At 70.2% G+C, this 23328-nt stretch carries 19 protein-coding genes and 1 pseudogene; 10 read left to right on the forward strand and 10 right to left on the reverse strand.

The window, feature by feature from the left end; genetic code table 11:
- Both JF597_RS02860 and cimA read left to right on the forward strand, forming a co-directional pair.
- Positions 1 to 2050, forward strand: a pseudogene (locus JF597_RS02860) (hypothetical protein); the annotation flags it as partial.
- Positions 2051 to 3579: 1529 nt separating this feature from the next.
- Positions 3580 to 5190 (forward strand): citramalate synthase, encoded by a 1611-nt coding sequence (gene cimA / locus JF597_RS02865; protein ID WP_293988206.1) that lies wholly within the window; start codon positions 3580 to 3582, stop codon positions 5188 to 5190.
- Between the two features lie 10 nt (positions 5191 to 5200).
- Here cimA and JF597_RS02870 read toward each other — a convergent pair whose 3' ends face one another.
- The gene (locus tag JF597_RS02870) at positions 5201 to 5377 is read right to left on the reverse strand and encodes a hypothetical protein (RefSeq protein ID WP_293988209.1); all 177 of its coding nucleotides are present in this window, start codon (positions 5375 to 5377) and stop codon (positions 5201 to 5203) included.
- Positions 5378 to 5705: 328 nt separating this feature from the next.
- Positions 5706 to 7571: a ricin-type beta-trefoil lectin domain protein gene (locus tag JF597_RS02875; protein WP_293988212.1), complete on the reverse strand. Its 1866-nt coding sequence runs from the start codon at positions 7569 to 7571 to the stop codon at positions 5706 to 5708.
- Positions 7572 to 7698: 127 nt separating this feature from the next.
- Between JF597_RS02875 and JF597_RS02880 the strand changes: the two genes are divergently transcribed.
- A complete protein-coding gene (locus tag JF597_RS02880) occupies positions 7699 to 10710 on the forward strand; it encodes a glycoside hydrolase family 3 N-terminal domain-containing protein (RefSeq protein ID WP_293988214.1) in 3012 nt (1003 codons plus the stop codon).
- A gap of 42 nt (positions 10711 to 10752) precedes the next feature.
- Positions 10753 to 12126 carry a hypothetical protein gene (locus JF597_RS02885; protein ID WP_293988216.1) on the forward strand — a complete coding sequence of 458 codons (1374 nt, stop codon included), beginning with the start codon at positions 10753 to 10755 and terminating at the stop codon, positions 12124 to 12126.
- A 1-nt stretch (position 12127) separates the two neighbouring features.
- Here the strand turns inward: JF597_RS02885 and JF597_RS02890 are convergent, their stop codons facing one another.
- Complete coding sequence (locus JF597_RS02890) at positions 12128 to 12550, reverse strand: MarR family transcriptional regulator (RefSeq protein WP_293988219.1); 423 nt, start codon at positions 12548 to 12550, stop codon at positions 12128 to 12130.
- A gap of 62 nt (positions 12551 to 12612) precedes the next feature.
- Here JF597_RS02890 and JF597_RS02895 point away from each other — a divergent pair, with 62 nt between their 5' ends.
- Positions 12613 to 13011 carry a hypothetical protein gene (locus tag JF597_RS02895; RefSeq protein ID WP_293988221.1) on the forward strand — a complete coding sequence of 133 codons (399 nt, stop codon included), beginning with the start codon at positions 12613 to 12615 and terminating at the stop codon, positions 13009 to 13011.
- A complete protein-coding gene (locus tag JF597_RS02900; protein WP_293988224.1) occupies positions 12963 to 13646 on the forward strand; it encodes an FUSC family protein in 684 nt (227 codons plus the stop codon). Before JF597_RS02895 ends, JF597_RS02900 begins: the two co-directional genes overlap by 49 nt.
- Here JF597_RS02900 and JF597_RS02905 read toward each other — a convergent pair.
- The 3 genes from JF597_RS02905 to JF597_RS02920 all read right to left on the reverse strand — a co-directional run bounded on the left by JF597_RS02905 (position 13643) and on the right by JF597_RS02920 (position 15522).
- Positions 13643 to 14101, reverse strand: a complete 459-nt coding sequence (locus JF597_RS02905) for a MarR family winged helix-turn-helix transcriptional regulator (RefSeq protein WP_293988227.1) — start codon at positions 14099 to 14101, stop codon at positions 13643 to 13645. The genes JF597_RS02900 and JF597_RS02905 overlap by 4 nt on opposite strands.
- A 420-nt stretch (positions 14102 to 14521) precedes the next feature.
- Positions 14522 to 14704, reverse strand: a complete 183-nt coding sequence (locus tag JF597_RS02915) for a DUF397 domain-containing protein (RefSeq protein ID WP_293988233.1) — start codon at positions 14702 to 14704, stop codon at positions 14522 to 14524.
- On the reverse strand, positions 14701 to 15522 hold the full coding sequence (locus JF597_RS02920; protein ID WP_293988236.1) for a helix-turn-helix transcriptional regulator: 822 nt from the start codon (positions 15520 to 15522) through the stop codon (positions 14701 to 14703). Before JF597_RS02920 ends, JF597_RS02915 begins: the two co-directional genes overlap by 4 nt.
- A 114-nt stretch (positions 15523 to 15636) precedes the next feature.
- Between JF597_RS02920 and JF597_RS02925 the strand changes: the two genes are divergently transcribed.
- The gene (locus JF597_RS02925; protein ID WP_293988239.1) at positions 15637 to 16044 is read left to right on the forward strand and encodes an ATP-binding protein; all 408 of its coding nucleotides are present in this window, start codon (positions 15637 to 15639) and stop codon (positions 16042 to 16044) included.
- Between the two features lie 28 nt (positions 16045 to 16072).
- Here the strand turns inward: JF597_RS02925 and JF597_RS02930 are convergent, their stop codons facing one another.
- Positions 16073 to 16690: a YdeI/OmpD-associated family protein gene (locus tag JF597_RS02930; RefSeq protein WP_293988241.1), complete on the reverse strand. Its 618-nt coding sequence runs from the start codon at positions 16688 to 16690 to the stop codon at positions 16073 to 16075.
- Positions 16691 to 16891: 201 nt separating this feature from the next.
- Positions 16892 to 17488, reverse strand: a complete 597-nt coding sequence (locus JF597_RS02935; RefSeq protein WP_293988243.1) for a YceI family protein — start codon at positions 17486 to 17488, stop codon at positions 16892 to 16894.
- A 455-nt stretch (positions 17489 to 17943) separates the two neighbouring features.
- On the opposite strand from JF597_RS02935, the gene JF597_RS02940 reads away from it, so the two are divergent.
- Entirely contained in the window at positions 17944 to 19539 is a 1596-nt protein-coding gene (locus JF597_RS02940) for an acyl-CoA carboxylase subunit beta (protein WP_293988245.1), read from the forward strand.
- Positions 19540 to 19574: 35 nt separating this feature from the next.
- Positions 19575 to 19775: an acyl-CoA carboxylase subunit epsilon gene (locus JF597_RS02945; protein WP_293988247.1), complete on the forward strand. Its 201-nt coding sequence runs from the start codon at positions 19575 to 19577 to the stop codon at positions 19773 to 19775.
- Positions 19776 to 19848: 73 nt separating this feature from the next.
- On the opposite strand, the gene JF597_RS02950 is transcribed toward JF597_RS02945, so the two are convergent.
- Complete coding sequence (locus JF597_RS02950) at positions 19849 to 20589, reverse strand: hypothetical protein (RefSeq protein ID WP_293988249.1); 741 nt, start codon at positions 20587 to 20589, stop codon at positions 19849 to 19851.
- Positions 20590 to 20606: 17 nt separating this feature from the next.
- Positions 20607 to 21713 (reverse strand): NlpC/P60 family protein, encoded by a 1107-nt coding sequence (locus tag JF597_RS02955; protein ID WP_293988251.1) that lies wholly within the window; start codon positions 21711 to 21713, stop codon positions 20607 to 20609.
- 214 nt (positions 21714 to 21927) lie between these two features.
- Between JF597_RS02955 and JF597_RS02960 the strand changes: the two genes are divergently transcribed.
- Positions 21928 to 23265, forward strand: coding sequence for a beta-galactosidase (locus tag JF597_RS02960; RefSeq protein ID WP_293988253.1), 1338 nt, complete (start codon positions 21928 to 21930; stop codon positions 23263 to 23265).
- The last annotated feature ends 63 nt before the right edge of the window (positions 23266 to 23328 follow it).

A 23328-nucleotide genomic window follows, 5' to 3' on the forward strand; every position in this document is an offset into this window, starting at 1 on the left:
GTTGGCGTTCGGGGGGTGGAGTCTGGCCGGTGATAGGGGGGGTGTGGGGGACGGGCTGCTGGAACCGGAGGTGGGGCAGTTTCTGTGGGGTGGGCAGGGTGCGCTTGAGAGGGGTGTGGGCTCGGAGGGTGTGAGGGCGCTGTTGCAGTCGGCCGATGCGGCCGGCGAGGTTGCTGGACCGTCCGGGATGGCTGCGGAGGTGGGGGATGCGCGCTTGGGGGGCGGGTTGTGGGGGGTCGCGGACTTCGGTCAGGCCGGCGAAACAGACCACGGGAACGGTGCAGACGGCGGGGAGGGCGAGGACGGCAGGGACGGCGAGGACGGCAGGGAGGGTCTCGACGGTGGGGAGGGCGAGGACGGGGGGGAGGGCCTGGAGGGTGTGGAGGGCTTGGATGGCGGTGGGCTGCTGGAGCGGGCGCGGCGGCTTTTGTGGAGGGGGGAGGGCGAGCCGGCGAGTGATGTGGTCTGGGGGAACGTCGAGGTGGTGTTGCCGTCGGTGGGCAAGGCCAAGTCTCTCGGAGTCAAGGAGCACCGGGCGTTTGTGGTGATTGGGCTTTTGACGCCGGAGGGAGACAGCGTGCCGGATATAAATACCATCACAGCAAAAATCAGCGAGATCTCCGGCGAGCAAGCGGACCCAAAGGCGATCGGCTGCCTTAGGAGTGAGTTGGTGAAAAAGGAATTGCTGATGAAGGAGAGGGTTGGAAAGCTTTTTCTGAGCCCCGATGGCCGGGAGGTGTTCCGGCAGCTTGTGCGTAGACTCCTTGCAGGCGGCTCGAGCCTTAAAAACAACGAGCGTGATCTGCTCTGGGTCGTTTGGAAGGTGAGGCAAGACACAGGCCAGCTGGTGGGGGTACATGACATCGCAAAGAACATGGATAAGGACTTGCGAGACCGCACGCTGCATAGACGGCTGCGCAGCCTGACAGGAAGGGGCTTTCTGGGCCGTGATGATCGCCAGGGGTCTAGGTATCGGCTGGGCGACGGGGGCCGGTTGGTGCTCGGGCTGCCGGTGGACGCGGCTGCTGGGCCGGCCGGTGGGGATCCGGGCGGAGCTGGGCCTTCTCTGCCGGGCGGAGCTGCGGGTGACCGGGCGGTGCTCCCAGAACTCAAAGAAGCAGAGCGCAAGGTGCTGTGGGCCATATGGTCCTATTCCTCTGACCCTGCCAATGAAGGCAAGCTGCCGCAAGTCGAGGACATCGAGGAGGAAACCACATATGGCAGGCGGAAGGTGTACCGCATCATGTCCGACCTCCCGGAGGGGGGATATGAGTACCTGATCCGTGAGGATCCAGGGAACAGGTATTGGGTGACCGGGGCTGGCTTGGTTGCACTGGGGCTGGATGCGGGTGTGGCCGGTGAGGTGGCTGGGGGGTCGGGCTTGCCGAGGGGTGGGTTGCCGGTGCTTGAGGGGCGGGGTCGGGAGGGTGGTGTGGAGAGGGCGGGGGAGGTGCGGTTGGTGCCGGGGGTGAGGCAGTTTTTGTGGGGTGGGGAGCGTGGGCAGGGTGGGCTGAGCGGTGAGGAGGTGGGTGTGGTTGGTGGACGTGGGGAGGTGTTCGGGGAGTCGTCGGGTGGGCGGATGGAGGTGGATGGTGAGGGGGTCGGGCGGGGAGGGCTGGGGTTGCCTGGTGGGGGTCCGGCCGGGCTGGTCGAGGAGCGGTTTGCTGCCCCGGGGGAAGTGGCCGGGGTGGGTGGGGAGGGGGTTGGGGTGCCGCGTGACTGGATGGTGTGGGCGCGTGAGGTGTACGCGGGGGTTTCTCCTCCCGGGGTGGGGCTGGAGCGGCGTCCGGGCAGTGCGGAGGCGTGGGAGACGGAGCGGTATTGGGAGGATGTGGCGAGTGTGGCGCGGGCGGGGATGGAGGCCGATCGTGGCGTGTCGGTTGAGGAGCGGTCAGGGCCGGGGCATGTGGAGGCGGTGCGGGGTGTGATGGAGGAGCAGGCGCGTGTCCTTGCCGCTGAGCGGTGGAACAGGGTTGGCGTCGAGGGCGGTGATCGGGCTGATGTCCGTGGTTATGGTGGACTGGCCGGTCCTGGTTCGGAGTTTCGTTAGCTGAAGGTATGGGTGGACGGTGCTGTGTCGAAGCTGGTGGGTGAGCGCCGCAGCGTGTCCTCCGGGGAGATCCTCTCTGCCCGGCAGCGCCTGCCGCGCAGCCAGCGCCATCTGCCTCCCTCCCAGTTGGCCCGTTGCGGTGCCGACGTGCTCGCCGCATCCCCGGGCGCGGGTCTGGGTGTTCGTGTGGGGCGGCGGTGGAGGATTCGAGGCGGCGCTCACCGAGATTCTGGAGCTTGCGCCGAAATGGGAAAAGTAGGTTCGAGGCGTAAGAACGATAGCCATCGTCGACACCGAGATCGCGGCCAACGTATCCCGGGATATATACCGCCGCTGAGAATGACTGCAGGAACAGGTCGCCGCGATCAACGTCGAGGCCGCCGCTGCTGACGAGTTCGAGGACGCCACCTTTACGGCCATAGCGAAAGGCACCGAGGCACACTGCAAATCCGAGGCCGACAGGGCCACGAGCGCCAACTGCGCAGGGCTGTGGAGGAGGTGCTCGCCGAGGAGACAGTGCGCCAACTCGCCGCCGGAGCGATCGCGGTCAGACGCGGAGCATTCCACGAGCGCACCCGGTTCGGGGAGAACACGGTGTGCATCCGCCCAGTGGGAGTGGACTCGGTGGCGGTTGGCCAAGCCCGGCTACGGGCCGCTCAAGATCGCCTGGCGCATGGGAATGCTGTCAGGCGTGAGCAGATCGAGGCCGTGTGAGAGAGGATCCGGCTCTTCGGGGCACGCCACGGATCCAAACCTGTACTCCGTCCGCCGTGGACCGCGGCTCTGTGGCTACCGTGCAGGCCACACCCGACGGCGGTGAACGCGGACCACGAGGCAGCAGTGTCAAAGACAAGCCGCCGCAGGTCCGGCTCAGTGTTCTCCGAGCCTGACACCCGACAGATGCGAGGCGCCGACGGCGGCGCGCTGGAGGCTAACAACGCCCAGCTTGCCGAGTGCGGACGGCCCGCCTGTCCGAGTCGGAAACGGAACCCGTCATTGCTGCGCAGCCCGACGGAAATCGCGACAGGCTCATGATTGGACCGGTCATCCAAGCCGGTGCGATGGTGAAGCGCCAGGACACGAACAGCTCACCGCTCCCCGCTACAGGCCTCTGGATGCCGGTCCCTATGCGTTCGTCCCGGTCGTGCCCCGACCCTGCGGTGTATGGCATCAAGCGGGAGGCGTGAGACCTGGATCTGGCGCGATGGCAACCCCTGAGGCGCCCAGTGTGACGACCGCATACTGAGACGGTGAGTGAGCCGGGGGCGGTCTGTGCCAGACTGCCCCCGTGCTCTCGTTCGCCATGATTATTGGCAGCAGGCGCGCCGGTCCGCAGTGACCACCACGTACGACCAGGTACGGGTGGCCATCGTCGTCCTCGACCCGCGCGCAGACCTCTCGCACCCGCGAGGGGTTTTTTCGTTTTCCGGCCCACCTTCAGCCGGGAGACGGGCGCGAGGGATCATGGAGGGACGGTGGAGCCGGTCATTCCGGTACGACCGAGATTCGACATCAGGAGCCTTGAGACCATGACCGAGACGGAAACCAACGAGCTGGACGACTCGTTCCACGTCTTCGACACCACGCTGCGCGACGGCGCGCAGCGCGAGGGCATCAACCTCACCGTCGCGGACAAGCTGGCCATCGCCCGGCACCTGGACGACTTCGGCGTGGGCTTCATCGAGGGCGGCTGGCCGGGCGCCAACCCCCGGGACACCGAGTTCTTCGCCCGCGCCCAGCAGGAGATCGACTTCCAGCACGCCCAGCTGGTCGCCTTCGGCGCCACCCGCCGGGCGAACGCCAAGGCCGCGGACGACCCCCAGGTCAAGGCGCTGCTGGACTCCGGCGCCCCGGTGATCACCCTGGTCGCCAAGTCCCACGACCGGCACGTCGAGCTGGCCCTGCGCACCACCCTCGACGAGAACCTGGAGATGGTCCGCGACACGGTGTCCTTCCTGAAGGACCAGGGCCGCCGGGTCTTCGTCGACTGCGAGCACTTCTTCGACGGCTACCGCGCCAACCCCGAGTACGCGAAGGCGGTCGTAAGGGCCGCCTCGGACGCCGGCGCGGACGTCGTCATCCTGTGCGACACCAACGGCGGCATGCTCCCCGCCCAGGTCAACGCCGTCGTCTCCACGGTCCTCGCGGACACCGGCGCCCGGCTCGGCATCCACGCCCAGGACGACACCGGCTGCGCCGTCGCCAACACCCTCGCCGCCGTGGACGCGGGCGCCACCCACGTCCAGTGCACGGCGAACGGCTACGGCGAGCGGGTCGGCAACGCCAACCTGTTTCCGGTGGTCGCCGCCCTGGAACTGAAGTACGGCAAGAAGGTGCTGCCCGAGGGCCGGCTCCGCGAGATGACCCGCATCTCGCACGCCATCGCCGAGGTCGTCAACCTCACCCCCTCCACCCACCAGCCCTACGTGGGTGTCTCGGCCTTCGCGCACAAGGCGGGCCTGCACGCCTCCGCGATCAAGGTCGACCCCGACCTCTACCAGCACACCGACCCGGCCCTGGTCGGCAACATCATGCGCATGCTGGTCTCCGACATGGCCGGCCGCGCCTCGGTGGAGCTCAAGGGCAAGGAACTCGGTGTCGACCTCGGCGGCGACCGCGAACTGGTCGGCCGGGTGGTGGAGCGCGTCAAGGAACGCGAACTCCAGGGTTACACCTACGAAGCCGCCGACGCCTCCTTCGAACTCCTGCTGCGCGCCGAGGTGGAGGGCAAACCCCGCTCCTACTTCCGCGTCGAGTCCTGGCGGGCCATCGTCGAGGACCGCCCCGACGGCACCCACGCCAACGAGGCCACCGTCAAGCTCTGGGCCAAGAGCGAGCGCATCGTCGCCACCGCCGAGGGCAACGGCCCCGTCAACGCCCTCGACCGCGCCCTGCGCGTGGGCCTCGAGAAGATCTACCCGCAACTCGCCAAGCTGGATCTCGTCGACTACAAGGTCCGCATCCTGGAGGGCAAGCACGGCACCGAGTCCACCACCCGGGTCCTGATCTCGACCTCCGACGGCAGCGCCGAATGGTCGACGGTGGGCGTCGGGGAGAACGTCATCGCCGCCTCCTGGCAGGCCCTGGAGGACGCGTACACGTACGGCCTGCTGCGCGCAGGCGTGGAGCCCGCGGAGTAGGCCCCCGGGTTCAGAAGGAGTCCTCGGCGAGCTTCTCGAACTCGCCGAGGCTCATCGCCCGGCCGTCGGCCCACACCTGGCCGGGCTTCAGCGCGGCGAGGTCCTCGGCCGTGAAGGTGACGGCGCCGGTGTAGTCGTAATCGGGCTCGGCCTTGCCGAAGGCGAGCTCGTACGAATAGCCCGCCACCAGCCGCTGCTTGCCCGCGGGGGTGGCGTGCCAGGCGGCCGGCGGCGAGAACAGCCGTAACTCCGCATCGGTCCCGCGCCGCTCGTCCTTGGCCTCCCAGCCCGAGAGGTTCTGCTCGGGATCATCATGTGTTCCGGTCAGCGACAGTCCGGTGATCAGGTCGTCGCCCGCACGGCCGCAGCAGCGCCTCCGGAGCCCCGTTCGCGACCCGCCGTACCGCCACCAGCGGCAACAGTTCGGCCCCGCAACCGCTCAGCAGCAATGCACCGGCGACCGTGCCCAGCACGGCCGCCGCCCCCGTCGTACGCCTCACGGCACTCCTACCGCCCTACTGCAGATGCCACTTCTGGTTGGGGGCGCCCGTGCAGGACCAGATCTGCGCCCGTGCCCCGTTCGCGGACGAGTTGTCCGTGACGTCCAGGCACTTGCCGGCCGCCGTGTTCACCACGTCACCGGTGGACGAGTTGTACGACCACTGCTGCGCACCGGTGCCGTTGCAGTCGTAGAGCTGGACCTTCGCGCCGTTCGCCGTCGACGCCGACGTCACGTCGAGGCACTTGCCGAGCGCCCGGACCGAGCCGTCGGACTGCACGGTCCACTGCTGGGCGGTGGTGCCGTTGCAGTCGTAGAGCTGGACGGCCGTGCCGTTCGCGGTCGAACCGCCCGCCACGTCCAGGCACTTGCCCGCGAGCCCCACGAACGCACCGGTCTGGCCGGAGCCGCCCGACTGGGTGCCGGACCAGGTGAAGGTCGCCGAGGTCTTGCCGGGGAGCGCGTAGGTGGCGTGCTGGGAGCCCCAGTCGATGGTCACCGTCTGCGCGCTCGACGAGTCGTTGTAGGCGATCAGCGCCTTCGAGCCGTCCGGGTTGCGCCAGGCCACGTTCGGCACGGCGGTGGACGCGGTGGAGGCGATCCGCTGCGCGCCGGGCCGCACGAACTTGGTCAGGTGGCCCATGTCGTAGTACTCGACGGTGTAGTCGACCGTCCCGCTCGCGCCGTCCCCGTTGTGCACGGTGACCAGGCCCGTGCAGGTGCCGCAGCCGCCGTTGTGCGGGCCCATGTTCTGGTCCACGGCCAGCGACCACTTGGTCACCGACTTCGCCCAGTTGCGGGTGTAGTCGATGATGTTGGACATGTCCTCCTTGTGCTGGTCGGCGACCCAGGTGCCGCCGGAGTGCTCGGTGCCGAAGGCGTCCAGCGTCGGGTACTGGTTGTGCACGGTGGTCTGCTCGGAGACGTCACCGCCGTAGCCGTGCCAGGCGATCCCGCCGAAGTTGGGATGGTTGCGGATCGTCGCGTCGTCGATGAGGGCGGCCGCGTAGGAGTCGTACACGTCCCAGTTCCAGTCGTGCGCGAGGACCTTGGTGGACAGGCCGGCCGACTGGAGCTGCGGCAGCAGGTCGTTCTTGAGGAAGTACTGCAGCCCGGAGGCGTTCCAGCTCATCGACGGGTAGCCGGAGCAGCAGGTGGGCTCGTTCTGCGGGGTGACGTAGGAGACCTTGACGCCCTGTGCCTGGTACGCCTGGAGGTACTTCACGAAGTAGGCGGCGTAGGCGGCGTAGTCCTCCGACTTGAGCCAGCCCCCGTTGAGCGAGCCGCTGTCCTTCATCCACGCGGGCGCCGTCCATGGCGAGGCCATGACAGTCAGAGAGGGGTTCAGCTGGAGCGCCTGCCTGGTGAGCGGCACGACGTCCGCGAGGTCGTGCGAGAGGGAGAAGCCGTCGAGGTTCGGATCGGTCTGTCCGGCGGGTACGTCGTCGTACGTGTACCCGTACCGAGCCAGGTCCGAGGCGCCCATCGGATTGCGCAGGAAGGACAGGCCGATGCCGTCCGTGGGGGAGAACAGCTTCTTCATGGTGGCGTCCCGGGTGGCCTGGGACAGCGCCCCGCTGCTGTTCATCAGCCAGGCCGCGGTGTCCGTGAAGGACGCGCCGCCGCCGGTGAAGGTCTGGTACCGGGTGTTCTCGTCGACGGTGATGTTCGTGCCGCCGCCCCCGGTCCCGGCGGAGAAGGCGAACGGCGCCTGCGCCTGGAGCCCGCGGGTGACATGGCGCCCGGCGGAGTCGTCGGTGGTGGTGAGGTACGCGGTGACCTGCTCACCGGCCGCGTGCGCCGTCGGTACGACGGCACTGAAGCCGGCCGCGGTGAGCAACCCGGCCAGCAACAGGCGCAGGGTGTGGGGGGGTCTTCTCATGGGCACATCGCCCTTCCTGACGGGACGTCTTGACGGGGGTGCGAGCCGTTAGTTAACTCACGACGTGATCTAAGCCATGAGTGAACTGTGAGAGCCCCGAGTGAACCAGAGAGTCGAGGGAAGGTCCATGCCAAGAACCGCCCTGCTCGTCTCCACCGCACTGCTCGCAGCCCTGATACCCCTGTCCGCCGCCAGTGCCGCCGAGGACCCGGCCCCCACCCCCGTCGACCGCTTCGAGGGCGAGGTCCCCTTCGCCTCCCAGCCCGCCGAGGGCATCTTCACCTGGGGAGGCGACAGCGACGACCCGCCCGCGCTCCAGCTCGCCGACCGCGCCGACGCCCCCGAGGGCGCGAAGGTCCTCGCCGGGACCTACGACATCAGCGGATACGGCGGCTTCACCCACGACTTCGCCGCCACCGAGCCCGCCCACGACTGGTCCGCGCACCAGGGCATCCGCTTCTGGTGGGACGGCCAGGACAACGGCAAGAAGATCGCCTTCGAGATCAAGGACGGCGGCGCCAACGGCGAGGCCTCCGAGCTGTGGACGACGTCCTTCACCGACGACTTCGCCGGCTGGAAGCAGATCGAGATCCCGTTCACGGACTTCGTCTACCGGACCGACTACCAGCCCGTCGGCGGCATCGACCACGTCCTCGGCCTGACCCAGATGTGGGGCTACGCGCTCACCCTGCCCGTCGGGGTCAAGGGCCGGTTCGCCATGGACGACGTGGAGCTGTACGGCAAGGCCGACCAGGCGCTGCGCGCGGCGGTCAGCACCGACGCGGCCGTGTACCCGGTGAAGGAGGGCGGCACGGCGACCGTGAAGGTCACCGTCGCCACCACCGGCTCCGCCCCGATCGACGACCCGGTCACCGTCGCGTACACGACGGCGGGCGGCACCGCCGAGGCGGGCAGGGACTACAAGGCGGTCTCCGGCACCCTCACCTTCCCGTCCGGTACGGCCTCCGGGGCCACGCAGACCATCAAGGTGCCGACGCTGAAGGACCGTTCGGCCGAACCGGCGGAGACCATCCCGCTCAAGCTCACGGTCACCGGCGCCAAGGCCCCCGCGGAGAGCCCGCAGGTCGTCGTCGACGCGCACGGACTGCCGTACCTGGACAGCAGGTTGCCCGTGAAGAAGCGGGTCGCCGATCTCCTCTCCCGGATGTCCCTGGAGGAGAAGGCCGGCCAGATGACCCAGGCCGAGCGCGGTGCCGTGGGCACCGGCGGTGACGTCGCCGCGTACGACCTCGGCTCGCTGCTCTCCGGCGGCGGCTCGACCCCCACGCCCAACACGGCCGCGGCCTGGGCGCGGATGATCGACGGCTTCCAGCTCCGGGCGCAGGCCACCCGGTTCCAGATCCCGCTGATCTACGGCGCCGACGCCGTCCACGGCCACAACAACCTGGCCGGCGCCACGATCTTCCCGCACAACATCGGCATCGGCGCCACCCGCGACCCCGGGCTCGCCGAGCAGGCCGGTGCGGTGACCGCCTCCGAGGTCCGGGCCACCGGCGTCTCCTGGGACTTCGCCCCGTGCCTCTGCGTCAGCCGTGACGAACGCTGGGGCCGCTCCTACGAGTCCTTCGGCGAGGACCCGGCGCTCGTGAAGTCCATGGAGACCGTCATCCAGGGCCTCCAGGGGCGCGCGGACGGACGGGACCTGAAGGACGACGACAAGGTGCTGGCCACCGCCAAGCACTTCGTCGGTGACGGCGGCACCGCCTACGGCTCGTCCACGACCGGCACGTACACCATCGACCAGGGCGTCACCACGGTCACCCGGCAGCAGTTGGAGGCCATCCACCTGGCGCCGTACCAGACCGCCGTGGACCGGGGCATCGGTACGGTCATGCCGTCGTACTCCTCTCTGGAGATCGTCGGCGACGGCCGGGGCCCGGTGAAGATGCACGCCCGCGCCGACATGATCAACGGGGTGCTCAAGGGCCGGATGGGCTTCCAGGGCTTCGTGATCAGCGACTGGAACGCCATCGACCAGCTCCCGGGCGACTACGCGTCCCACGTCAGCACGGCCGTCAACGCGGGCGTCGACATGATGATGGTGCCGTACAGCTACCAGGACTTCACGAAGACCCTGATCGACCAGGTGAAGGCGGGCAGCGTCAGCGAGCGGCGCATCGACGACGCGGTCTCCCGCATCCTCACCCAGAAGTTCAGGCTGGGCCTCTTCGAGCACCCCTACGCCGACACGTCCGGTGCCTCGAAGATCGGCTCCGCCGGGCACCGGGCCGTCGCCCGGCAGGCGGCCGCCGAGTCGCAGGTGCTGCTGAAGAACTCCGACGGCGTGCTGCCCCTGAAGAAGTCGGAGAAGGTGTACGTCGCCGGGTCCAACGCCGACGACCTCGGCAACCAGACCGGCGGCTGGACCATCACCTGGCAGGGCCAGTCCGGCACCCACACCACCGGCACCACCATCCTCCAGGGCATGAAGAACGCCGGGGGAGACGTCACCTACTCCCAGGACGCCTCCGCGCCGACGAGCGGCTACGACGTGGGCGTGGTCGTGGTCGGCGAGACCCCGTACGCCGAGGGCGTCGGAGACGTCGGCAACGGCAACGACCTGGTGCTGTCCGCCGCCGACCAGGCCGCCGTGGACAAGGTCTGCGCGGCCATGAAGTGCGCGGTGCTGGTCGTCTCCGGGCGCCCGCAGCTGATCGGTGACCGGCTCGGCGAGATCGACGCCCTGGTGGCGTCCTGGCTGCCGGGCACGGAGGGCGACGGCGTGGCCGACGTGCTCTACGGGAAGAAGGCCTTCACCGGGCAGCTCCCGGTCACCTGGCCGAAGTCAGAGGCGCAGCTGCCGATCAACGTGGGCGACGCGTCGTACGACCCGCAGTACCCCTACGGCTGGGGTCTGACCACGCTGACCAAGGCCCCCAAGGGCGGCGAGGCCACCCTGAAGGCGCTCGGCGCGGCGGCCGGGGCGGCCGAACGGGCCGGCTCCGACCCGGCAGGCCGCAAGCTGGTCGGCAAGGCCCGCCTGCTGGTCCAGGCGAAGATCGGGCAGTCGGTCACCGCGGCCGTCTCGAAGCCCTTCGCCGACGCCGACCACCTGCTGCTGACCGGCAAGTACGCGGCGGCCGTGGAGAAGCTGACGGAGGCCTACCGGGCCGCGTAGGAGGACAGCCCTCCCCGGGAGGCTTCGGGGTAGGTTCGAAGCATGAACGCGGTGCGACGGACCACCCGAAGCCTCCCGGGGCTGCTGTTCCTGGCCCTTGCGCTGGCGCTGGTCGCCCTGGCCGCGCCCGCCCCACGGGCGAGCGCGGCCACCGGCGTCTCGGCGGTAGCCGACGCCCTGCGCAAGAACCCGGTGTACGTCGACCCGGCCGCCGCCGCCCAGCTCTCCACGGCCGACGCCGACGCACTGGCCCGGCAGATCAAGGACGCGGACAAACCCCTGTTCGTCGCCGTCCTGCCGTCCGGCTACCCCACCGAGGACCTCTTCACGAACCTGCGCACCGCCACCGGCGTCACCGGCCTCTACGCCGTCCGCCTCGGCGACCGCTTCGACGCCCGCGCCGACTCCTCGGTCCTGCCCCGGACGGCCGTCCAGAACCTGGTCACCAGCGTCCAGGGCGAGAACGCCAGGACCCAGCTGACCGACTTCACCGACCGCGCCCTGACCAACATGGGCGGCAAGGCCCCCACGAGCTGGGGCGGCGGCACGGGCGGCTCGGGCGTCTCCAGTACGGCGCTGATCGCGATCGGAGCCGTGGTCGTGGCCGGCGGGGCGGGCGCGTACGCCCTGGTCCGCCGGGGCCGCCGGCGCCACGAGGAGGAGCGGCGGGCCGCCCTGGACCGGCTCCGGGTGGTCGTGGACGAGGACATCACCGCGTTCGGCGAGGAACTGGACCGCCTCGACTTCCACCCGGCCGAGCCGCGCGCCGACGACGCGATGCGCGCCGACTACGAGCGCGCGCTGAACGCCTACGACCAGGCGAAGTCCGCGATGTCCGGCGCCCGCAGACCCGAGGACGTCCGGGCGGTCACCGAGGCACTGGAGGACGGCCGCTTCTCGCTCGCCCGGCTGGCCGCCCGCCGCGAGGGCCGCCCGCTCCCGGAGCGCCGCCCGCCCTGCTTCTTCGACCCCCGGCACGGCCCCTCGGTCACGGACGCCACCTGGACCCCGGCCGGCGGCGCGCCCCGAGAGGTCCCGGTCTGCGCGGCCGACGCCACCCGCCTGGCCGACGGCCGCGATCCCGCGGTCCGCGAGGTCGACACCGACTACGGCCGCCGCCCGTACTGGGACGCGGGCCCGGCCTACGGCCCCTGGGCGGGCGGCTACTTCGGCGGCGGCATCCTCCCCGGCCTCCTCATCGGCACCGCCCTGGGCGGCTGGATGTCGGCCCCCGCCTACGCGGCCGACTACGGCACCGGGTACGGCGACTTCGGCGGCTTCGACACCGCCGGCTACCAGGGCGGCGACGTGTCGGGCGCGGACTTCGACCCCGGGGACTTCGGCGACTTCGGCGGGGGAGGCGGGGACTTCGGCGGCGGGGGCGGCGACAGCGGGGACTTCGGCGGCGGCTTCTGACCTACGCCGTGTCCCCCAGCCGCTCCATCACGGCGGCGGCGAGCAGCAGCACCCCGCGCTCGGTCTCGCTCAGTGACTCGAGGGCCCCCGCCAGCCAGGCGTCCCGCTGCGCCATGTCGTCCTCCAGCGCCCGCCGCCCGTCCTCGGTGATGCTCAGCACGGACTGCCGCCGGTCCGACGGGTCCGGCGCCCGTCCGACCAGCCCCTCCGCCTGCAGCTCCGCGAAGACCCGGGTCAGCGACTGCGGCCGCTGCCGTTCGGCGGCCGCGACCTCGCCGGGCGTGGACGGCCCGCGCCGGTACAGGTGGCCGAGCACCGACAGCTGGTTGGGACTGAGGCTCCCGTCCCCGCGCTCCTGCCGCAGCCGACGGTTGAACCGGAGGACGGCACGACGGATACGAGCGGCTTCGGTGAGGTGGTCCATGGCAGAAGATCGTACGCGAATGCTTACTATTCGATGGCGAAATGGCCCGGTACTCTCAACTGGTGACCGCCAAACTCATACGCAACGCGTACGAAGCCGGGCTGACGATGACGGCCGTGCTGCTCTCCTGGGGGGCCGCGCTGGTGCTGGAGGGGGCCGCCGGGCTGCACACCGACGTGCTGGTCCTCGCGGTCGCCCTCACCCTGACCCTCGCCTCGACCCAGCGCACCGCCGGCACCCGCCGACGGCTGATCTCCCTGGTGCTGCTGCCCGCGACGGCCGCCGCCTCGATCTTCGTCGGCCGCCTGCTCGCCGCCCACTACGCGGCGGGCGCGGCCGTCTACACGGCCGGGATGGCGCTGGCCATCTGGATCCCGGCACGCTCATCGCCCTCCCGCTGGTCGCCCTGCTCGTGGTCCCCGGTCCCGCACTGCCGCGCGAGGCGCAGAGCGGACTGGTGACCTGGGGCTGGTCGGCGCTGATCGGGACGGTGGCGTGCGGCTCGGTCTGGCTGGTCCAGTCCCTGGGCGACCGCCTCGGCCCCTGGCGCCCGGTCCCGCCCCCCGCCCCGCCCGCCCGCCGCTCCCGCCTCCACCCGCGCCCCAGCACCCGGATGGCCCTCCAGATGGCCGCCGGGATCGCCACCGCCTTCGCCGTCGGCCACCTGCTCTTCGACGACCACTGGCCCTGGGTCGTGCTGACCGCCTACGTCGCGGCGAGCGGCAACCGCGGGCGGACCGACGTCCTGCGCAAGGGAGTCGAGCGCCTGGCCGGCGCCTGCGTCGGCACGCTCCTGGCCACCGGCGTCGCGGCGGCCGGCATCACCGGCCACACCGCGGTGGCCCTGATGTTCACGATCCTCACGGTCGCCCTCTGGCTGCGCCCCCTCAGCTACGCCTACTGGGCCGCCGGCATGACCTGCGCCCTCTCCCTCCTCCTCGGCTACTTCGGCCAGAACGCCGAGTCGTTGCTGCCGACCCGCCTGGAGGGGATCGCCGTGGGCGCGGTCCTGTCGGTGGCGTCGGCCTGGTGGCTGCTACCGGTACCGAGGCGCCGCGGGCCCGGCGCGACACGGCCGGCGGTGGTGGCAGGCTAGTGGTGCCAGGCCTGGCCGCCCGTGTTGCGGATGAAGCGTTGCAGCACCTTGAGGGTGATGAGGTACTCCTCGTCGGAGATGCCGGCGTGCCGTTCCGCCCGCAGTTCGTCCTGGACGGCCGCGGCCCGGTCGTAGAACGCCCTGCCGTCGGTCGTGAGGCTCAGGCGGCCCTCGGCGTCCTCGGTGATCCACCCCAGGGCGATGGTCGTATCGATCTCGGACTCCATGCTCTCCGTGCCCGTGTCGAGGTAGTTCCGCAGCAGGCGGGACACCTCGGCGCGGGTCCTGACCGTGTCGGCACGCGCTACCTGCGCGAGGACCCACCACTGGGGCTGGGTGGTACCGAGCCCGGCGAGTGCGGCGCGGGTGCGGTCGACGACGGCCTTGAACGCGGCCCAACTCCAGTAGCCGATGGGCTGCTGGATCAGTTCGGCATCGCTGTGCGAGTACTCCACGGCCGGTCCCTCCGTCGTCGCCTGACTTGCTCTCGGAGAAACCGACCGTAAGAACTCAACCTCGCTTGAGGTCAAGGAGCTTCGGCCGAATTCGGCGTGCTTCGACCCGGACGCGCGGTGGCGTAACGCAGCCCGGCGGCATGCCACCAGGCGGGCGGTGAGGGCCCGTCGACGACGGAGGAGGGCTGATCCGGATGCAGGCCGAGCCGCCACAGAGCGCGGGCCTCGACCGACAGACCGATCCACCCGCGCCAGTGCCCGGTGACCTCCCGCCGGCACGCGAGGTCCCACCGGAGTTCTTCTTCTTCGAACGGCATCCAGTCGATGCCGCGTTCACGCAGTCAGGCGCAGAGAGCGACGAAGGGGCGAGGCCGCCCCGGCACGTTCTCGTACGAGGTGACGAGGACCCACTCGATCTGCTCAGTCGCGGGTGACGCGCTCAAGGAACTCACTCCAGGTGGAGGGGGAGACGGTGAGTACGGGGCCGTCGGGCGTCTTGGAGTCGCGGACATGGACCGTCGCGGACGCGGCGGCGACCTCGACGCAGTTGCCGCCTTCGCTGCTGCTGTAGCTGGACTTGAACCACTGAAGTACGGTGCTCATCGGTCTCCTAGCAGTCCGTCGAGGAGGCGCACGCTCTCATCGGGCGAGAGGGCCTGTGACCGCAGCATTCCATACTTGTGGTGATAGTCGCTGACCTCTTCCGGGTCGCTCACAAGGAAGCTGGCGCTCTGAACTTCCAGATACGCCAGGCGCTCGTGCTCGGGTGTCTCCAGCAGGACCATGGGGCCGCCGAGCCCGGCGTGCGGTGTCCTGTCCTCAGGCATGATCTGAAAGCTCATGTGCACGGGCTCGGTGTACTCCAGGATCTGCCGGATCTGTTCCCGCATCACCTCCGGACCTCCGACCTTCCGTCGCAGCACGCTCTCCTCGATGACGAAGTGACCCACGGGAGGTCGCTCCCGCTGCCAGACCAATTGGCGCTCCATACGGGCGTTCACCCATTGCTCGGCCGTCTCGGTCCCGATCGCCGGATAGCGATAGCCGAACACGGCACGGCAATAGTCCCTTGTCTGCAGCAGCCCGGGTACGACCTGGGTCTCGTATGAAAGAACGCCCACCGCCTCCTGCTCATGGTCGACCAGCCCCTGCGCGAACTGCACGATCCGCTCCCGCACCGGCATCTTCTCCACCAGCACGGCCAACGCCCCGCCGGTGCCCAGCAGTTCGTCGAACTGCTCCGCCCGGTCCGGCTGCAGGGCAAGCCGCCCCTGCTCGACCGAGCCCACCGTGTCGACGTGCAGGTTGGCGAGTTCGGCGAACTGCTCCTGCGTGAGCCGCGCCTGCTTCCGGTAGTGGGCGACAAGCGCCCCGGCGGCCTGCCACGCACCGACCTTCTTCGGCTTCCTCTCCACCCGCATGCGTGGTCCCTTTCCCCCCGTGCGCGCCCGAACCGCTCGTAGCGGACTCGTAGAAGTCGGATCTACGACCTCACTCACTGATCCATCGTAGTCACTCACGGTGACACTCGCCTTATGAACCCGGAACTCCAAACCTCCCAGGCCCGCGAGGCGTTCTACCGTCGGGACCGCAGATCGGTCGGCATGGCACGCGACTTCACGCGCACCGCCCTGGCCGACTGGCGGGTCGGCCGGCGCGCGGACGACGTACTGCTCTGTGTGAGTGAAGTGACCACCAACGCCGTGCTCCACGGCGTCCCCCCGGGCCGCGGGTTCCGCCTCCGGCTGGCCCTGCACCCCGACGGCGTCCTCCGCACCGAGGTCCACGACAGCGGTCCGGGCGAACTGCGCTATGGCGACATGTCACCGGAGTCGGAACAGGGCCGGGGCCTGCTGCTGGTCGCACTGCTCGCGGACAAGTGGGGGGTGGGTGAGCGGGAGCCGGGAAAGGTGGTGTGGTGCGAGTTCGAGGTGCGGGAGTGAGCAGGTACGGCCTGGCCCCGCTCCGCTGCTACGGGTGCGGTTTCTCGCCCCTCGCCAGCATCGCCACGTACTTCTCGATCCGGCGCGCCCGGGTCTCGGCCTTCTTGGCGTCCTGGATCCGGTACAGGATCGCGTAGCGGTTCTGCCGGTCCAGTGTCTCGAAGAACGCCGCCGCGGCGGGGGCGGCGGTCAGGGCCCTCGCCAGGTCGTCCGGCACCGTGGCGGTCTTCGCACTGTCATAGGCCGCCTCCCAGCGGCCGTCCGCCTTGGCGCGGTCGATTTCGGCCTGCCCCGGCGGACGCATCCGGCCCTGCTCGATCAGGGCGGCCACCTTGTCGCGGTTGACCTTGGACCACTTGCTGCGCGGCGTGCGCGGGGTGAACCGCTGCGTCCACCAATGGTCGTCGAGCTTGGCCTTCTGGCCGTCGATCCAGCCGTAGCAGAGCGCCACGTCGAGCGCCTGGGCGTAGTCCAGCGCGACGATTCCGGGGCCCTTCTTGCGAAGCTTGAGCCAGATGCCGGGCGAGACGGCGTGGTTCTCACCGAGCCATGCCTCGAACGCCTCGGCGGATGCGAATGCGACGATCTCCAAGTCCTGAGTCACCCCAGCAGCGAACCACACCCGGCCGATCGTCCGCCGGCACATGCGCCGCTGGTGATGCCGGGAGCGCGGCATCGACCTGCTGACGGCCGTCCGGCACCTGTTCGACCCGAATCCGCAGGGACGCGGGGACCGGTACCCGGCCGTCGACTACCAGAAGCCGGCACACGCCGGGCGCCGCCCTCGACGGAGTGGAAGGCGGCGCTCAGCGGGTGTGGTCGGTGCCGGCGGTCCGGCGCCGCGGGCTCACGCGTTCTTGATAGCCGAGATGTCGAAGTTCAGCTTGATCTTGTCGGAGACGAGGACACCGCCGGTCTCCAGCGCCGCGTTCCAGGTGACGCCCCAGTCGGAGCGCTTGATCTCGGCCTTGCCCTCGAAGCCGACGCGCTCGTTGCCGAACGGGTCCTTGGCCGCACCGTTGAACTCCAGGTCGATGGTGACCGGCCGGGTGACACCGAGGATCGTGAGGTCGCCGGTGATGCGGTAGTCCTCGCCGCCGAGGGCCTCCGCCTCGGTGGAGCGGAACGTCATCGTCGGGAACTCGTCGATCTTGAAGAAGTCGGCCGACTTCAGGTGGCCGTCGCGGTCGGGGCTGCCGGTGGTGATGCTGTCCATCTTGATGTCGAGCGAGGCCGTGGACTTCGACGGGTCGGTGCCGTCCAGGTGCAGGCTGCCCTCGAACTCCTGGAAGCTGCCCTTGACGTTGGTGACCATCGCGTGCCGGGCCACGAAGCCGAGCGTGCTGTGCGCCGGGTCGATCGTGTACTCGCCGGTCAGGGCGGCCGTGTCCGCGGTCGTGCCGGCGGCGGGGGTCTCGTCGTTCTTGCGGCCGAAGATGCCCATGAGGTGCTCCTTGAAGGGGGACGGGGTCGCGGCTTCGAAGCGGTTGTCTGCGGAAGCGCGGCCTTGATGTTTAACGTTCAACGAACTCAACGAAAGACACCGTAGACCCATTCCCTTCAACCTTCAACATCATCGACCCGCGTGTTGTGGTCATTACACACCGTAACGTCACGTGACTCGATGTCGCGACGGGACCCGCTCTGGAGCGGCTAGGCTCTGTGTGGGTGAACCGCCGTCCGGAGGCCTGTGTTACTCCGCGGGTGGTACGGGTCGCCGCTGAATGTGAGGCGCGTCTCAGCCCTGCGTTTGTGGCACCCCTACAACGGCCAAGCCCCCTGAGCAGTCGGAACGGCTGCATGCGGTCCTGGTTCTGTTCAGTGGTTCCAGGAAAACGCGTCGGAGACTGTACGGAGTCGACGTCTCGCATTCCTTGGTGTCCTTCGTAAGGTCGCTACATGACCGTTTTGGAAGAGACGACGGGCGAGCCCACCGGTGAACCGACGGACGCGCGCGGGCGGGTCGCCGAGCTGCACGAGATCCGTGCGGCCGCCGTGGCGGGCCCCAGCGAGAAGGCGACCGAGGCGCAGCGCGCCAAGGGCAAGCTGACGGCCCGGGAGCGCATCGAACTGCTCCTGGACCCGGGTTCCTTCCAGGAGGTCGAGCAGCTGCGCCGGCACCGCGCGGTCGGCTTCGGCCTGGAGGCCAAGAAGCCGTACACCGACGGTGTCATCACCGGCTGGGGCACGGTCGACGGCCGTACCGTCTTCGTCTACGCCCATGACTTCCGGATCTTCGGCGGCGCGCTGGGCGAGGCCCACGCCACCAAGATCCACAAGATCATGGACATGGCCATCGCGGCCGGCGCCCCGCTGGTCTCGCTGAACGACGGCGCCGGCGCCCGCATCCAGGAGGGCGTCTCCGCCCTGGCCGGCTACGGCGGCATCTTCCAGCGCAACACCAAGGCGAGCGGTGTCATCCCGCAGATCAGCGTGATGCTCGGCCCGTGCGCCGGCGGCGCGGCCTACTCGCCCGCCCTCACCGACTTCGTCTTCATGGTCCGCGAGACCTCGCAGATGTTCATCACCGGCCCGGACGTCGTCAAGGCGGTCACCGGCGAGGAGATCACCCAGAACGGCCTCGGCGGCGCCGACGTCCACGCGGAGACCTCCGGCGTCTGCCACTTCGCGTACGACGACGAGGAGACCTGCATCGCGGAGGTCCGCTACCTCCTCTCGCTCCTCCCGCAGAACAACCGCGAGAACCCGCCGCGCGTCGAGACCACGGACCCCGTCGACCGCCGCAGCGACACCCTCCTCGACCTCGTCCCGGCCGACGGGAACCGGCCGTACGACATGGCCAAGGTCATCGAGGAGATCGTCGACGACGGCGAGTACCTGGAGGTCCACGAGCGCTGGGCGCGGAACATCATCTGCGCGCTGGCCCGGATCGACGGTCAGGTGGTCGGCATCATCGCCAACCAGCCGCAGGTCCTCGCCGGCGTCCTGGACATCGAGGCGAGTGAAAAAGCTGCGCGCTTTGTCCAGATGTGTGACGCTTTCAATGTTCCGATCGTCACATTCCTGGACGTACCGGGCTTCCTTCCCGGTGTCGACCAGGAGCACGGCGGGATCATCCGCCACGGCGCGAAGCTCCTCTACGCCTACTGCAACGCGACCGTGCCCCGGATCTCCCTGATCCTGCGCAAGGCGTACGGAGGTGCCTACATCGTCATGGACTCCCAGTCGATCGGTGCCGACCTGACGTACGCCTGGCCGACGAACGAGATCGCGGTCATGGGCGCCGAGGGTGCGGCCAACGTGATCTTCCGCCGGCAGATCGCCTCCGCCGAGGACCCCGAGGCCATGCGGCAGAAGATGGTCAAGGAGTACAAGGCCGAGCTCATGCACCCCTACTACGCGGCCGAGCGCGGTCTGGTCGACGACGTCATCGACCCGGCCGAGACCCGCGAGGTGCTCGCCAAGTCGCTGGCGATGCTGCACACCAAGCACGCCGACCTGCCGTCCCGTAAGCACGGCAACCCCCCGCAGTAATCCTGCGGAAACCTCTCTCACGGAGACTGACGCCCATGAACGTGCCTGACATCCGCGTCGAGAAGGGCAACGCCGACCCGGAGGAAGTCGCCGCCATAACGGCGGTCCTCCTGGCCCGCGCCGCCGCCCGGCCGACCGCCGACGACACCGAGCAGACCCACCGCGGCCGCGCCAAGGCGGGCTGGCGCCGCCTGGAGCGCGAGAACGGCTTCCGCGCCCCGCACAGCTGGCACTGAGCGTTTCGCACGCGCACGACCGTCGGCCCCTCACTTCCAGGTGAGGGGCCGACGGCGTTTCAGCGCCCCACCGTCAGCAGTTGCCGCCGGCGTTGTCGCAGGCCGTCTGGGCGACTGCCTGGACCAGGGCCTGCTCAGCCTGCTCCAGCCACCACGGAGTCTCGTTCTGCAGGTCCACCGCCTGGCCGAACGCCTCGTCCATCCAGTCGGGCTCCAGACCGTCGTCACTGGCGTTGCAGTCGGAGACCCGTTCGTTGTCGCTCTGGGCCGCACTGCTCAGCGCCTGGGCGAAAGCGCTCGTCGAGTCGTAGAACGACTGCTCCATCTTGCTGAGGGCCTCGTCCACGCGCTGGTCGGTGGGGGCGGGCGCGGGGCTCACGCCCTTGTTCTGCAGCTCCGTCGCCCAGCGCTGGGCGTTGTTGCTGATCCAGTTCTTCATGAACTCCTTGAACGCCTCCTCGCTCGTGGTCGCCAGCCAGCACTGTTCCGCGGTGTAGCCACCGATCTGCGTACTGCCGGAAGTCCCGGATCCGCCGGTGCAGTTGGCTGCGCCCGTGCCGCCGAGGCCGACAGTGCCGGTGCCCGGGTTCACGACGGTTCCGGTTCCGGTGCCCGGCTGGCAGACGACGGCGTCGGAGACGGAGCTGATCCTCGCGGTGGCGGCGCGGTGGCCGGTGAACTCGGGCAGCGCGCCGGAGGTCTTGAGGCCCAGGCCCGTGCCGACGATCGCCGTGGCGGTGAGGAGGGCGGCGGTGACGCGCAGGGAGGGGCGCCTGGAGAGGAAGGACGGGCGCCGGGACAGGAAGTCGAACATGGTTTCTCCTTGGGGTGTCAGTACCAGTGGTGGGTCTGCCAGAAGGCCCAGGCGGCGCAGGTGCTGCCGTAGCGGGCGGTGACGTAGGAGCGCATCCAGCGCAGCTGGGTGATGGGATCCGTGCGCCAGTCACCGCCGTAGCGGGCCATCTTCGAACCGGGCACGGCCTGCGCGAGGCCGTAGGCACCGGACGTGGGGTTGGTGGCGTCGGTACGCCAGCCGGACTCGCGGGCGATGATCTCGGCGGCGCAGCCGTACTGGCCGCCGAAGACGGCGACCGCGGCGCGGCGGGCGGAGCCGCCCGTGGGTGCCGCGGCGGCGACCGGTGCCGCGGTGGTGCGGGCGGCCCGGGTGCCGGCCGAGGCGTCGACGCGGACGTACGCGTTCACGGCGGCGGCGGCCGGCAGGGGTGCGTACCGGACCCGGGTTCCGGTGTGCGCGGCCTCGATGACCCGGCCGTCGCCCGCATACAACTGGACGTGGCCGAAGGCGGAGGTGAAGACCAGGTCACCGGGCCGGAGCCGGGCGCGGCTCGTACGGGATCCGGTGCCGGCCTGGGCGGCGGCCGTGCGCGGCAGCCGGACACCGGCCGCGTTCCAGGCGGCCTGGACCAGCCCCGAGCAGTCGTAACCGCCGCTCCCCGTGCCGCCCCAGCGGTACGGGGAGCCGAGCCGGCCGCGGGCGAAGGCCACCGCGATGCGGCCTGCCGGGGCCGGGGCCGGGTCGGTGTGGGGCTTCGGGCGGTGACCGCGGTCGGCACCGGCCGCGGGGATCGTCAGGCGGTCGCCGGCCCGGATCAGGGTGGAGGTGCCCAGATGGTTGGCGCGTTGCAGGGCGGCGACCGTGGTGCCGTACCGGTGGGCCAGCTCCCAGAGGGTGTCCCCGGGGCGCAACAGGACGGTACGGGCGGTGCGCCGGGTGGGGGAGTGGAGTCGCGCGGGAGGGCGCGTCGCACCTCCGGCGCCGACATGGACGGCGCCGACATGGACGGCGGTCGGCGCGTGCGTGCCCTGCGCCCTCCTCGTGGCGGTGCCGTACGCCGTCGTGGACGCACCGGTCAGGGAGAGGAGGAGGGCCAGGAGGACGGCGAGGAGAGGGACGCGGGTCAGGCGGACGGTGGCCATGGCGGGACTCCCGGAGGGCGGGGGGAAGGGGCGGTGACTCCACTTGACGGCCCGGCGCATTGACGCACCAGCAGCTTTTGTTGACCGATTGGCGGCGGACGGGGCCCGGCGGGGCGGCCCGCGTGCGGAGTCAACTGGTCAACAAACAGCGCTGGTTGAGCGGCGGGGTCATGCGTGGACTGGAAGCAGGACACCGAGACGAAGAGAGGTCCCCATGCAGAACTCGCACCTGCCGCCCGCCTTCCGCAGGGCCGTCACGTACGGCGCGGGAGCCCTGGCTGCGGTACTGACCGGAGCGGCGCTCTACGCGCTGCCGCAACCCGTCGGCGCCCCGCGCACGGCCCGGGTCGCCGACACGGCCGCCTCGTCCGTCCCGTCCGCCGACTCGCCGACACCGTCCACCGGCCAGGCGAGCCCGTCCACCGGCCAGGCGAGCCCGTCCGCCGGCTCCGCCGCCGGCTCAGGCTCCGGCCCGGCCTCGGCGGCCTGCGGCGCATCGTCGGCGCCGACGCCGGGAACCCCTTCTGCAAGCCCATTGACCAGCCCGGACATCGAGCCGGCCACCCCCTCGGACGGCGCCTCCACCACGCCCTCCGCCCCGGCCCCCGCCGCCGCGTCGCTCTCCGACCCCGCCTCCTCGACGCCCTCGGCCTCGGCCGCCCCCTCCTTCCACGGCATCTACGCCTTCAGCGGCGGCAATACCTCCGACCTCGCCTCCGACCCGGACGTCGCCGGACGGTCGCTCGTCTACTACTGGGCCCAACTGGAGCCGCAGCAGGGCCAGTACTGCTGGAACCTCATCGACCAGGACATGAAGCCCTGGGTGGCCGCGGGCAAGAAGGTCGTCCTGCGGGTCTCCGCGGCGGGCTGGGCGAAGTGGGACACCGCCGCCGACTCCGCGCACGGCACGCCGGCCTGGGTCTACGCCCAGGGCGTGAAATCGGTGACCGAGCAGGACGGCGCCGTCATGCCGGAGTACTGGAACCAGACCTTCGAAAGCGACCTGGACACGTTTCTGGCCGCCTTCGCCGCCCGCTACGACGGCAACGCCGCCGTGTCCGCGGTGGACATCTCCATCGGCGTCGGCGGGGAGAGCAAGGCGGACAGCGAGAAGAACCCGGACCTGCTCTCGCTGTGGCAGTCCATCGGCTACACCGACGAACTGTGGTGGGGGTACGCCCAGCACACCATCACCACCTACACGAGCGTCTTCCACCGCACCCCGCTGGCGCTGATGCCGGACAAGACGTTCATCGGGAGCACCGCCGGATACGACGAGAGCAGGATCGTCGACTACGCGGTGGCGAAGGGAATCTGGCTCCAGGACAACGGCGTCGTCCCCGGCCGCACCCTGTCCGCGCCGTGGGGACGGACCCCCGTCATCGCCGAGATGCGCGGCGCCACGGGCGACACCGGCGACAACCTGGCCGACGACCTGCAGGCCGCCGCGGCCGAACACCCCGTGTTCATCCTCGTGTTCACCAGCGACATCACCGACGCCAACCGCGCCGTCCTGCACCAGGTCGCCGCGACCGCCGGTACCGGCGGCTGACCGCCCGTCATGGCCGGATCACGACGGCTACGCGACCGGTCGAGCACTAATATGACCGGGCGG

It is taken from the genome of Streptomyces sp., from assembly GCF_019510245.1.
Taxonomy (GTDB): domain Bacteria; phylum Actinomycetota; class Actinomycetes; order Streptomycetales; family Streptomycetaceae; genus Streptomyces.